Annotated in this window: 8 protein-coding genes; 2 read left to right on the forward strand and 6 right to left on the reverse strand. The window is 77.0% G+C overall.

The window, feature by feature from the left end; all coding sequences use genetic code 11:
* Window positions 1–6 precede the first annotated feature (6 nt).
* The 4 genes from ACI79X_RS02125 to ilvD form a co-directional block, all read right to left on the reverse strand.
* Complete coding sequence (locus ACI79X_RS02125) at window positions 7–1875, reverse strand: acetolactate synthase large subunit (protein WP_457023758.1); 1869 nt, start codon at window positions 1873–1875, stop codon at window positions 7–9.
* 253 nt (window positions 1876–2128) lie between these two features.
* Window positions 2129–4810: a putative bifunctional diguanylate cyclase/phosphodiesterase gene (locus tag ACI79X_RS02130; protein ID WP_457023759.1), complete on the reverse strand. Its 2682-nt coding sequence runs from the start codon at window positions 4808–4810 to the stop codon at window positions 2129–2131.
* Window positions 4803–7517, reverse strand: coding sequence for a putative bifunctional diguanylate cyclase/phosphodiesterase (locus tag ACI79X_RS02135; protein WP_457023760.1), 2715 nt, complete (start codon window positions 7515–7517; stop codon window positions 4803–4805). Before ACI79X_RS02135 ends, ACI79X_RS02130 begins: the two co-directional genes overlap by 8 nt.
* 81 nt (window positions 7518–7598) lie before the next feature.
* Entirely contained in the window at window positions 7599–9302 is a 1704-nt protein-coding gene (gene ilvD / locus ACI79X_RS02140; protein ID WP_457023761.1) for a dihydroxy-acid dehydratase, read from the reverse strand.
* A gap of 81 nt (window positions 9303–9383) precedes the next feature.
* On the opposite strand from ilvD, the gene ACI79X_RS02145 reads away from it, so the two are divergent.
* Window positions 9384–10217 (forward strand): helix-turn-helix transcriptional regulator, encoded by an 834-nt coding sequence (locus ACI79X_RS02145; RefSeq protein ID WP_457023762.1) that lies wholly within the window; start codon window positions 9384–9386, stop codon window positions 10215–10217.
* Here the strand turns inward: ACI79X_RS02145 and ACI79X_RS02150 are convergent.
* Together ACI79X_RS02150 and ACI79X_RS02155 are read right to left on the reverse strand one after the other, a co-directional pair.
* Window positions 10199–10579, reverse strand: a complete 381-nt coding sequence (locus ACI79X_RS02150; protein WP_457023763.1) for a PH domain-containing protein — start codon at window positions 10577–10579, stop codon at window positions 10199–10201. The two genes, ACI79X_RS02145 and ACI79X_RS02150, sit on opposite strands and share 19 nt — an antisense overlap.
* 16 nt (window positions 10580–10595) lie before the next feature.
* Entirely contained in the window at window positions 10596–11552 is a 957-nt protein-coding gene (locus ACI79X_RS02155; RefSeq protein ID WP_457023764.1) for a 2-hydroxyacid dehydrogenase, read from the reverse strand.
* Window positions 11553–11630: 78 nt separating this feature from the next.
* On the opposite strand from ACI79X_RS02155, the gene ACI79X_RS02160 reads away from it, so the two are divergent.
* Window positions 11631–12803 carry a PQQ-dependent sugar dehydrogenase gene (locus tag ACI79X_RS02160; RefSeq protein ID WP_457023765.1) on the forward strand — a complete coding sequence of 391 codons (1173 nt, stop codon included), beginning with the start codon at window positions 11631–11633 and terminating at the stop codon, window positions 12801–12803.
* Window positions 12804–12811 lie beyond the last annotated feature (8 nt).

A 12811-nucleotide genomic window follows, 5' to 3' on the forward strand; every position in this document is an offset into this window, starting at 1 on the left:
GTCCCCTCAGACCTGGCCGTCGCCGAAGACCGGGCGCAGGTCGCGCGCGGCCAGGATGTCGTCGTTGCTGGCGCCCGCGGCGACCATCGGCCACACCTGGGCGTCGGCGCCGACGACGAAGTCGATGACCACCGGGGCGTCGGTGATCGCCATGGCCTTCTCGATGACGGCGTCGACGTCGTCCTTGCTCTCGCAGCGCAGGCCGACGCAGCCGAGCGCCTCGGCGAGCGCGACGAAGTCGGGGATGCGCACCGGCTTGGGCGTGCCGTCGGCGTTGCGCGCGTGCAGCTTGGTGTTCGAGTAGCGGCCCTCGTAGAAGAGGGTCTGCCACTGCCGGACCATGCCGAGGTTGCCGTTGTTGATGACGGCGACCTTGATCGGGATGCCCTCGATCGCGCAGGTGGCCAGCTCCTGGTTGGTCATCTGGAAGCAGCCGTCGCCGTCGATCGCCCACACGGTGGTGTCCGGGCAGCCGTACTTGGCGCCCATGGCCGCGGGGACGGAGTAGCCCATCGTCCCGGCGCCGCCGCTGTTGAGCCACGTGCCCGGCTTCTCGTAGCGGATGAACTGCGCGGCCCACATCTGGTGCTGGCCGACGCCGGAGGTGTAGATCGCGTCGGGGCCGGCGATCGCACCGAGCCGCTCGATGACGTACTGCGGCGACAGCGAGCCGTCCTCGGGCCAGTCGTAGCCCAGCGGGTAGCGGTCCCGCCAGTCGTCGAGCTGGGCCCACCAGGCGGTGAGGTCGGCGCGGCGGCCGGCCTCGTGCTCGGCGCGCAGGGCGGTCACCAGCTCGGCGATCGTCTCCTTGGCGTCGCCGACGATCGGCACGTCGGCCTTGCGGTTCTTGCCGATCTCGGCCGGGTCGATGTCGGCGTGCACGACCAGCGCGCCGGGCGCGAAGGTCGACAGCTGGCCGGTGACGCGGTCGTCGAAGCGGGCGCCGAGGGCGACGAGGACGTCGGCCTTCTGCAGGGCGGTGACCGCGGCGACGGTGCCGTGCATGCCGGGCATCCCCAGGTGCTGCGGGGAGCTGTCGGGGAAGGCGCCGCGGGCCATGAGCGTGGTGACGACGGGCGCGCCGGTGAGCTCGGCCAGCTCGGCGAGCTCCGCGGTGGCGCCGGCCTTGAGCACGCCGCCGCCGACGTAGAGGACCGGGCGGCGGGCGCCGGCGATCAACGCGGCGGCCTCGCGGACCTGCTTGCCGTGCGGGCGGGTGGTCGGCTTGTAGCCGGGCAGGTCCAGCCGCGGCGGCCAGGAGAAGTCGGTGCTGGCCTGCAGCACGTCCTTGGGGATGTCGACCAGGACCGGGCCGGGGCGGCCGGTGGCGGCGAGGTGGAAGGCCTCGGCGATCCGCTGCGGGATCTCCGCGGGGTCGGTGACCAGGAAGTTGTGCTTGGTGATCGGCATCGTGATGCCGCGGATGTCGGCCTCCTGGAACGCGTCGGTGCCGATCGCGGCGCTGGGCACCTGCCCGGTGATCGCGACGATCGGGACCGAGTCCATGTAGGCGTCGGCGAGCGGGGTGACCAGGTTGGTGGCGCCCGGGCCGGAGGTGGCCATGCAGACGCCGACCCGGCCGGTGGCCTGCGCGTACCCGGTGGCCGCGTGGCCGGCGCCCTGCTCGTGGCGGACCAGGACGTGGCGCACGCGGGAGTCGAACAGCGGGTCGTAGGCCGGCAGGATCGCCCCGCCCGGGATGCCGAACACCACCTCGACGCCGACCGCCTCGAGCGAGCGGACCAGGCTCTGGGCGCCGGTGATGCCGGTCGCGGGCTCGGCGGCGGACTCGGCGATCGAGCGGGCCGTCGTCTCGACACCGGTGAGGGCCTCGGCGGCCTCTCGGGTGGCGGACTCGCTCGGGGTGGTGGTCATGGGGGGCGTCTCCTGGGCCGGACGTGCGGGGAGGGTGCGGTCGGGTGCCTGCTCGGGCAACAAAAAACCCCTCGTGCCGCGGGCACGGAGGGGTCAGCGCGTCGGTCGGGTGACCGGCGCGCTAGGCGAGTACGAGGAGCAGGCAGGCGGAGGGCACGAGCACACTGTGCGCCTCCGCCGTCGGGACGTCAACCAACCCGTCCCACACCGTGGGACCGTGTCGGTCCGAACCTGGGACGGCGCCCGGCCCGGGCTACCGGGCGGCGACCGCTTCGGGGCCGGCGACCAGGGCCGGGTCGAACCCGTCCACCCGGGCGGGCAGGTCCGCGGCGGGCACCGGCCGGCCGATGTGCCAGCCCTGCAGGAAGCGGCAGCCCAGCGCGGCGAGCACCTCGAGCTGGGCGCGGGTCTCCACGCCCTCGGCGACGACGTCCATGCCGAGCGTGCGGCCGAGGTCGACGACGCTGCCGACCAGGGCGGCGACGCGCGGGTCGGTGTCGATGCCGGAGACGAACCCGCGGTCCATCTTCAGCACCTGCACGGGCAGCCGGGCGAGGTAGGCCAGCGACGAGTACCCCTTGCCGAAGTCGTCGAGGGAGACCACGCAGCCCAGCGCCGACAGCGCGGCGAGCTCGGCCAGCAGCCGCTCGTCGTCGTCCATGAGGACGCTCTCGGTCACCTCGACCATGAGCAGGGAGGCGGGCAGGCCGGAGCGCTCCAGCGCGCGGGTGACGTCCTCGACCAGGCAGCGGGCCTGCAGGTGGCGGACGGAGATGTTGACGCCGAGCTTGAGGTCGCGGCCGCCGGCGACGAGGCGGGCGTGCTCGGCGGTGGCGGTGGCGAGCACCCAGCGCTGCAGCGGCACGATGAGGCCGTCGTCCTCGGCCAGGCCGATGAACTCCTCCGGCGGCACCGGCCCGAGCTCGGGGTGGTCCCAGCGCACCAGCGCCTCGACGCCGAGGACCCGCCGCTCCTCCGCGCCGGCGACCGGCTGGTAGACCATCCGCAGCTCGCCGCGGGCGATCGCGCCGGGCAGGTCGCGGGCCAGCCGGCTGCGGCGGGCGGACTCCTCGACGAGGGCCTCCCCCGATGCCCGGACGCCGTTCTTGCCCTGCGCCTTGACGGTGCGCAGCGCGAGGTCGGCCTCCCGCACGGTGGCCGACGCGTCGGCGCCGGGCAGCACCTCGGTGACGCCGACGCTGGCCGACACGCGCAGCACCGGGCCCGCGGTCTCCGGCTCCCCCGGCGCGGCGTGCCGGCTCGTGCGGTCCAGCTTCGCGACCAACCGCTCGGCCAGGGCCAGCGCCTCGTCGGGGCCGCCGTCGACGACGAGGGCGAACTCGTCCCCGCCCAGGCGGGCCACCAGGTCGGTGCCGCGGGCCTCGGCGCGCAGCGTGGCCGCGACGTCGACGAGCAGCCGGTCCCCGGCGTCGTGGCCGGCGACGTCGTTGACGGCCTTGAAGCCGTCGAGGTCGACGAGCAGCACGCACGCGCGGGAGCCGCGGCCGGCGCGGGCGAGGGCGGCGTCGAGGGCGCCCATGAAGCGGGCGCGGTTGGGCAGGCCGGTGAGCGAGTCGGTGTAGGCCAGCCGCTCGAGCTCGCGGTGGCTGGCGCGGCGCTCGGTGACGTCGCGCAGGTGCAGCACCAGGCCGTCGCCGGTGCGGCGGCCGCCGGTGCGGGCCGCGCCGGACACCTCGACCTCGCGCCACGCGCCGTCGGCGGTGCGCAGCCGGCCGGTGGCGGGCAGGCCGTCGGGGGCGCCGTCGCGCAGGGCCGCGGCGACCCGGACGACGAGGTCGCGGTCCGCGGCGTGCAGCAGCCCGACGAGCAGCCGGCCGCGGAGGTCCTCCTCCGAGCGGCCGAGCTGGGCCTCCACGGCGCCGGTCGCCGACGTCACCCGGCCGGCGGCGTCGAGCTCCACGGTGACGGCGTCGCCGCTGTGCACCAGCGCGCGGAACCAGCCCTCGGTGCGCTCGAGGCGGCGGGTGAGCCGGGCCGCGTCGAGCACCCAGGACAGGGTGCGGGCGGCGGCCAGCAGCAGCAGGACGGTCGCGGCGCCGGCCTCGGCGACGTGCAGCGGCCGCCCCGCGGCGGCGCCGGCGGTCAGCCCGACCAGCGCGGCGGTGGCGGCGCCGTGGGCGAGCACGCCGCCGCGCAGGGGCAGGGCCCGCCGGCGGCCCGGCGCGGAGCCGGGGGCCGCCGGCCGGTCGGCGGCGGCCGCGCACAGCGCGGTGGCGAGCATGGCGAGCCAGGCGAGCACGGTGACCACCCCGGCGACCGGGGCGGCGCCCTCGGCGGTGCGGCCGGCCGCGCCGCCGAGGGCGACCACCGCCATCGCCACGAACGACGCGAGCAGCCAGCCGGCGGCCCGGCGGCGGTCCTCCGACACCGCGGTGAGGGTGACCAGCCCGATCCCGCACAGCGCCGCGCCCACCAGCGGGTAGCCGACGGCGATCAGGCCCTCGGCGGGGCCGCGGACGGCGGTGAGCAGGTCGGCGAGCAGGACGTCGCCGAGCAGCGCGACGGCGATGGTGACGACGAGGCCGTCGAGGACCACGCGGGTGCCCAGCCGGCGCTCGTCCCGCGGCGGGAGCAGCAGCACGGCGGCCGACACGGCGACCGGGACGGCGAGCAGCGCGGGCAGCTCCTCCACCCCGCCCGTGCCGAGGTCGCGGCCGGGCCGGGCCAGCGCGATCCCCTGGCCGAGCGCGAGCAGCGCCCCGGCGGCGGACAGCGCCTGCCACGGCCGGCGGGCGGTCCGCGGCAGGCGGGCGGCACGGCGGGCGAGGACGGCGGCGGCCGCGCCCGAGCCGAGCGCGAGCGCGGCCGGGAGCAGCCGGCCCGCGGCCTCCGCGCCCGACAGCTGCAGCGCGGTGGTGCCGGCGCCGAGGACGGCGAGCAGGACGAGGACGGCGCGGGTGGCGGCGTCAGGCACCGGAGGCCTCCCGCAGGACCGCCGGGTCGGCGGCGGCCGGGGTCTCCCCTGCCACGAGGTCGGCGACCGGGCCGGCCGACGAGCCGACCAGCCCCGGCCACAGCGCGCCGGCGTTCTCGCGCAGCACCTGCGCGAGGTCGGCGCCGGGCAGCGGGCGGGCGAGCAGGAAGCCCTGCGCGAACCCGACCCCGAGGCCGCGCAGCACGCCGAGCTGGGCCGGCGTCTCCACGCCCTCGGCGACGACGTCGAGGCCGAGCGAGCGGCCGATGGTGACCATCGACTCGCACAGCGCGCGGCTGTTGCGGTCGCGGTCGACGCGGGAGACGAACGCGCGGTCGAGCTTGACGACGTCGATGGGCAGGCGGGTGAGGTGCAGCAGCGACGAGGAGCCGGTGCCGAAGTCGTCGAGGGCCACGTGCACGCCCATCAGGCGCAGCGCCGCGATGTCGCCGTCGGCGGCGGCCCCGGCCGCGCGCACGGTGGCCTCGGTGATCTCCAGGACCAGCCGCTCGGGCTCGAGACCGGAGCAGCGCAGGGCGCCGGCGACGTCGTCGACCAGGGTGCGGGCGGCGACGTGCGCGGCGGAGATGTTCACGCCCAGCCGCAGCGGGACGCCGTCGACCGCGGGCAGCGCGGCGACGGTGGTGGCGGCCTCCAGCAGCGCCCAGCGCTGCAGGTCGGCGATCACGCCGGCGCGCTCGGCGACGGGCACGAACTCCCGCGGCGGGACCTCGCCGAGCTCGGGGTGCCGCCAGCGCAGCAGCGCCTCGACGCCGGTGACCCGCTGCTCCCCCATCGACACGATCGGCTGGAACGCCAGCCACAGCTCCCCGCGCGCGGCGGCGCCGGCGACGTCCTCGCGCAGCCGGTCGCGGCGGACGGCAGCCGCGCCGAGCTCCGGGGTCCACACGGTGGCCCGGGCCCGGCCGGAGGTGCGTGCTGCGGCGACGGCGAGCTCGGCGCGCGCGGTCAGCTCGGCGACGTCGAGGCCGTCCTCGGCGACGACGACGCCGACGTCGGCGGTGAGGTCGAAGACGCCCGCGGGTGTGGACACCGGCTGCTCCAGCACGGCCAGGCAGCGGTCGGCGAGCAGGGCGGCGGTGTCGGCGTCCCCCTCGGCGACGATGCCGAACGTGCCGCCCACCGTGCGGGCCACGACCTCCTCGCCGCGGGTGGTGGCGCGCAGCCGGCGGCCGAGCTCGACCAGGACGGTGGTGACGGTGTCGCGGCCGGCGTGCTCGCGGACGTCGTCGAGCCCGCGGACGTCGACGAGCAGCACGGCCCGGCCGGCGCCCGCGCCGGCCAGCGCGGCCTCCCAGCCGGCCCGGTTGGGCAGGCCGGTGAGGGCGTCGGTGTAGGCGACCTCGGCGAGGGCGCGCTCGCGGGCCTCGCGCTCGGTGACGTCGCGGCAGTGCAGCACGACGGAGGCGACCGCGTCCTCGGCGCGCAGGTCGGCGACGCTGGCCTCCAGGTGCCGGGTGCCGCCGTCGGCGGTCCGGACGCGGAGGGTGAGCAGGCCGGGCGCGTCCGCGGGGCCGGCGAGCAGCCGGCGCAGCGCGGCGGCGTCGGCGGGGTCGACGGTCCCGGGGCGGGCGGTGCCGCCGGTGAGCAGGTCGCGGCCGGCCAGCTCGGCGGTCGTGGTGCCGAGGAGCCCGGCCAGCGCGGGAGAGGCCCAGCCGACGCGCAGCCGGCGGTCGAGGACGAGCACCGCCTCGCGGGTGGACTGCAGGAGCTTGCGGAAGTACGCCTCGTCGGAGCGCAGGCGGGCGCCGCGCTGGTGCTCCTCGCGGGCGGTGACCCAGCGGTGCGCCGCCGACAGGGCCACGCACAGCAGCGCGCCGGCGAGGGTGACCCGGGTGGGCCGCACGCCGAACGCGAGCGGACCGACGACGACGCCGACCACGGCGACGAGCGCGAGCTGGGGCAGCACCGAGCGCAGCTGGACGGCGCGGCCGCTGGAGACGGCGGTCGGGGAGCCGGCGGCGGCGTCGCGCAGGCGGGCCAGCACGACCAGCGCCAGCCCGACGACGACGGCGATCCGGGTGGCGGCGACGAGGTGCGGCGCGCCGAGCAGCGCGGCGGAGGTGGCGGTGCCCCGGCCGAGCAGCAGCAGCACCAGGCCGCCGAGCAGCACGGCGGCCATGCCCTGGCGGTGCGCGGCGACGGAGCCGAGGACGGTGAGCGCGGCGGCCATGACCGCGCCGGTGGCGGCGACGGCGGCGCCGAGCACCAGCTGGGCGCCGACGGTCAGGGTGGCCCAGCTGTTGCCCGGGCCGACCAGCAGCAGCTGCATGACCACGACCGCGGCGGTGCCGAACAGCGCCAGCTCGAGCGAGGTGCGCGAGCAGGTGCGGCGCAGGCCGGAGCGCCCGGCCATGTGCAGCAGCGCCACGACCGTCACGGCGTAGCCGGGCACGGTCGGCAGCCAGCGCAGGACCACCTGCTGCAGGACCGTCTCCGGCTGCACGACCGCGCCGACCGCGAGCGCGAGGACGGGGAACAGCGGGGCGAGGGCGAGCAGCCGCCACGGCCGGTCGCCGGCCGCGCCCGAGCGGCTCGTCGCGAACAGCACGGCCGCCGTCGCCACCCCGGCGAGGGCGGCGACGGCGTCCCCGAGAGGCGTCAGCGACGGGACGAGCGCGGCGAGCACGCACGCCGCCGCGGCGGGCACGGCAGCCGCGAGCAGCCACCTGGTCCGTCTGTCCACACCCCGGGTGTCGGCACCCGGGGCGCGCCGGAACAGCGCGGCGCGGTCCCGCTCACCCCATCGGGGGGACTCCCCCGGGCGTCAGCCGCAGATGGCGCCGTTCGCCGCGGAGCCGACGAGCTTGGCGTACTTGCCGAGGACCCCGGTGGTGTAGCGCGGGGGCAGCGGCTGCCAGTCCTGGCGGCGCCGGGCGAGCTCGTCGTCGTCGACCAGGAGGTCCAGCGTGCGGGCGGCGAGGTCGAGCCGGATGCGGTCGCCGTCGCGCACGAACGCGATGGGGCCGCCGTCGGTGGCCTCGGGCGCGACGTGGCCGACGCACAGGCCGGTGGTGCCACCGGAGAAGCGGCCGTCGGTCAGCAGCAGGACGTCCTTGCCCAGGCCCGCGCCCTTGATGGCGCCGGTGACGGCGAGCATCTCGCGCATGCCGGGGCCGCCGCGGGGCCCCTCGTAGCGGATGACGACGACGTCGCCGGCCTGCAGCGTGCCCTCGGTGACGGCGTCCATGGCGCCCTGCTCGCCGTCGAAGACGCGCGCGGTGCCCTCGAAGACCTCGGCGTCGAAGCCGGCGGACTTGACCACCGCGCCCTCCGGCGAGAGCGAGCCGCGCAGGATGGTGAGGCCCCCGGTCTTGTGGATGGGGTTCTCCATCGCGTGCACGATCGTGCCGTCGAGGTCCGGCGGGGCGATCTCGGCGAGGTTCTCGGCCATCGTCCTGCCGGTCACGGTGAGCGCGTCGCCGTGCAGCAGGCCGGCGTCGAGCAGTGCCCGCAGGACCACCGGGACGCCGCCGACGCGGTCGATGTCGGTCATGACGAACCGGCCGAAGGGCTTGACGTCGGCGAGGTGCGGGGTGCGGTCGCCGATCCGGTTGAAGTCGTCGAGCGTGAGGTCGACCCGCGCCTCGTGCGCGATGGCCAGCAGGTGCAGGACGGCGTTGGTGGAACCGCCGAGCGCCATGACGACGGTGATGGCGTTCTCGAACGCCTCCTTGGTCATGATCTGGCGGGCGGTGATGCCCTTGCGCAGGAGGTTGACCACGGCCTCGCCGGAGGCGACGGCGAACGCGTCGCGGCGGCTGTCGGGGGCCGGCGGGGCGGCGCTGCCGGGCAGCGCCATGCCGAGCGCCTCGGCCACGCTGGCCATGGTGTTGGCGGTGTACATGCCGCCGCAGGAACCCATGCCGGGGCAGGCGGCCTTCTCGACGGCGGCCAGCTCCTCCTTCGTGATCAGCCCGCGGGCGCAGGCGCCGACGGCCTCGAAGACGTCGATGATCGTGAGGTCGTCGCGGTCGCCGAGCTTCCCGGGCAGCGTCGAGCCGGAGTAGAGGAAGACGCTCGCGAGGTCGAGCCGCGCGGCGGCCATGAGCATGCCGGGCAGCGACTTGTCACAGCCGGCGAGCAGCACCGAGCCGTCGAGCCGCTCGGCGAACATGACGGTCTCCACCGAGTCGGCGATGACCTCGCGGCTGACCAGCGAGGCGCGCATGCCCTCGTGGCCCATCGAGATGCCGTCGGAGACGGAGATGGTGCCGAACTCCAGCGGGAACCCGCCGGCGGCGTGCACGCCCTCCTTGGCCCGCTTGGCCAGCCGGTCGAGCGAGAGGTTGCAGGGGGTGATCTCATTCCAGGACGAGGCGACGCCGATCTGCGGCTTCTCCCAGTCGTCGTCGCCCATCCCGACGGCGCGCAGCATCGCGCGGGCCGGGGCCCGGGTGATGCCGTCGGTCACCTCGCGGCTGCGCGGCTTGACGTCGGCGGTGGTGCGGGGCTCGTCCACGGTGGTCACGGACGACGAGGGTAGGCGCGTTGCGGGGGCCGTCCCAGACGCCGCTGATACTGGTACCGCCACCACCACCGAGGAGCGCCCGTGTCCGCCACCGCCCGTCGCGAGCTCGCCGACTTCCTCCGCTCGCGCCGCGCCCAGCTCGACCCCCGCGACACCGGGCTGCCCGCCGGTGGCGCCCGGCGCACGCCGGGCCTGCGCCGGGAGGAGGTCGCGCTGCTCTCGGGGGTCAGCTCCACCTGGTACACGTGGCTGGAGCAGGGCCGCGACATCCGGCCCTCCCGGCAGGTGGTCGACGCGCTGGCCGCCACCCTGCGGATGACGGCGGCCGAGCACGGCTACGTGCTGCGGCTGACCGGCCACGGCGGCGCCGCCCCCGAGCCGGGCGACGGCATGCCCGGGCACGTGCAGCGGCTGCTCGACGCGCTGGGCCCCTCCCCCGCCTACGCCATCACCGCCGACTGGACGATCGCCGGCTGGAACCGCGCCTACGAGCGCCTCTACCCGGGCGTCGCCGCCGTCGCCCCGGCCGAGCGGAACCTGCTCTGGCTGGTCTTCACCGACCCGGCCGTGCGGGCACTGCTCGGTGACTGGGACACCGACAGCCGCCGGTTCCTCGCCCAGTTCCGCGCCGAGGTGGGGCCGCGGCTGGCCGACCCGCCGGTGGTCGACCTGGTCACCCGGCTGGAGGCGGCGAGCCCCGCGTTCCGCGCCGGCTGGGCCAGCCACGACGTCGACCGGTTCACCTCCGCAGAACGGCGCTTCGAGCACCCGGAGGTCGGCACGCTGCTGCTCGAGCACCACCAGCTCGCGCCGTCCGACGCGCCCGGGCTGCAGGTCGTCGTCTACACCGCGGTAGCGGGCAGCGGGACGGCCGCGCGGCTGGCGTGGCTCGCCGGTCAGGCCGCCGGCGGCTGAGGCACCTCGAAGCGGCCGCCGGACCATCCGGCCAGCCGCGGCAGGTCGCGGGCGCGCAGCACCGGCAGCCGCACCTCGCCGCCGCCTCGGGTGACCAGCCGCAGCCGCGCGTTGCGCACGACGCGGATGCCGGCCAGGTCGTCCCACGGCACGCGGCGCTGCCCGAGCAGCCCGCGGGTGGTGATGGCCTCGTCGTCCACGTCGACGCCGACCCGCAGCACCCACACCGCGGCGGCCAGCGGCGCCAGCAGGACCAGGGCCGCCAGGGGCGAGGCGGAGGCGAAGGGCAGCACGCAGACGGCGAGGAAGACGACGGGGAGCAGTGCGACCCGGCTCAGCCGCATCCGCGCATGGACAGCCACGTCCGTCGATGATCCCTCAGTAGTCGCCGACGACATCGGCCAGCGGCTCCCCGGCCAGCACCCGCCGCAGCTGCGCGAGGACGGTCTCCTGCGCGCGGGCCCGCGTCTGCGGCACCGCGCCGCCCACGTGCGGGGTGAGCAGGAGGCCCGGCGCCGACCACAGCGGGTGGCCCTCGGGCAGCGGCTCGGGCTCGGTGACGTCGAGGGCGGCGCGCAGCCGGCCGGAGGTGAGCTCGGCGACCAGCGCGTCGGTGTCCACGACCACCCCGCGCGCGGCGTTGACCAGCAGCGCGCCGTCCTGCATCGCGGCGAGGAACGCGGCGTCGACCATGCCGGTGGTCTCGGCGGTGACCGGGACGATGAGCACGACGACGTCGGCCGACGGCAGCAGGTCGGGCAGCTCGCCGGTGCCGTGGACGCCGTCGCGGGCGGTGCGGCCGACGTAGGTGAGCTCGGCGTCGAAGCCGGACATCATGGCGCCGATCCGGCGGGCGATGTCGCCGGCGCCGACGACGAGCACCCGCGCGCCGACCAGGGATCGGTACGTCCGGGGCGCCCAGCGGCCGGCGTCCTGCGCGCGGACGAATTCCGGCAGGCCGCGCTGCGCGGCGAGGGTGGCGGCGAGCACCCACTCCGCCGTCGACGGCGTGTGCGCGCCGCGGGCGTTGCACAGGACGACGCCGTCGGGCAGCCGGCCGGTGAACCGCTCGGCGCCGGCGCTGAGCAACTGCACCAGGCGCAGCCCGGGCAGCGCGGCGAGGAACGCCTCGTCCGGCTGCGCGCCGCCGAAGGCGGGGACCCACACCCGCGCGGTGGCGGCCTCGCCGCTCGGCGGGCCGTCGTCGGGGGTCACGTGGGCGCGCACGCGCGGGTCCAGGGCCGCGACGGCGTCGGCCATCTCGGGCGAGGGCACGAGCACGGTCAGCGTCTCGTCGGGACCGGCGATGTCGGTGCCGCGGATCTCGGGGGCCACGGGACCCGAGCGTAGGCAGCCGCTCTGCCCGCTCGGACCGTGCCCGCTCGGACCGTGCCCGGCCGTACTGTGGGTCGGGTGAGGCGGCAGCGGGGGCGGCGGGCGGCCGGCGCCGCGTGCGCGGTGGCCCTGACCCTGGTCCTCGCCGGCTGCGGCGAGGAGGGCTACGAGCCCAGCGGCCCTTTCCGGCCACTGCCGGAGGGCGCGCCCCCGGAGGTCGGCCCGCCCACGGAGTCCTCCCCCGCCCCGGCGCCCGGCGACCCCGCCGACCCCGGCTCCGGCCAGACCGGTGGCGACCCCAACGTCGTCGCCACCGGGCTCACCGTGCCCACCGGCCTGGTCGTGCTGCCCGACGGCAGCGCGGTGGTCGGCGAGCGGGAGACCGGCCGGCTGCTGCAGGTCTTCCCCGACCGCTCGCCGGCCCGTGAGCTGATGGTGCTGCCGGGCGTCGACACCGGCGGCGACGGCGGCCTGCTGGGCCTCGCGCTCTCGCCCACCTTCGACGAGGACGGGCTGTTCTACGCCTACGTGTCGACGGCGACGGACAACCGCGTCGTCCGCTTCCCGATCGGCGGCACCCCGAACCCGGTGTTCACCGGCATCCCGCGCGGCGAGACGCACAACGGCGGCGGGCTGGCGTTCAGCAGCGACGGCACGCTGCTCGTGGGCACCGGCGACACCGGCAACCCGGCGCTCGGGCAGGACCCGGCGTCGCTGGGCGGCAAGGTGCTGCGCATCGACGTCTTCGGGAGGCCGGCCAACGCCGCCGGGCCGGTGTTCAGCAGCGGCTTCGCCGACGTCACCGCGGTCTGCCCGACCGCCGACGTGCCGTCGACGGTCTACGCCGTCGACGAGTCGGCGGCCGGCCCGGACGAGCTCAACGAGCTGTCGGAGGGCACCGACCACGGCTGGCCGACCGCCGGCGACGGCACGATCGAGCCGGTGTTCGAGGTGGACAACGCCGCGGGCGGGCTCGGCGGCTGCGCGGCGGCCGGCACCACGGTGTTCCTCGGCGCCCTCGACGGGCAGCAGGTGACCGTCGTCCAGGTCGACGGCGAGGGCACCGTCAGCGAGGAGCCCGAGCAGCTGCTCCCCGGGCGCTACGGCCGGCTGCGCACCGTCGTCCTCGACGGCGAGGGCGCGCTGTGGATCACCACGTCCAACCGCGACGGGATCGGGACGCCCGCCGAGGACGACGACAAGGTGCTGCGCATCCTGCCGCCGTCCTCGACCGGCAACTCCCCGTTGTGACGCGGGGG

This window comes from Geodermatophilus sp. SYSU D01119 (assembly GCF_054049975.1).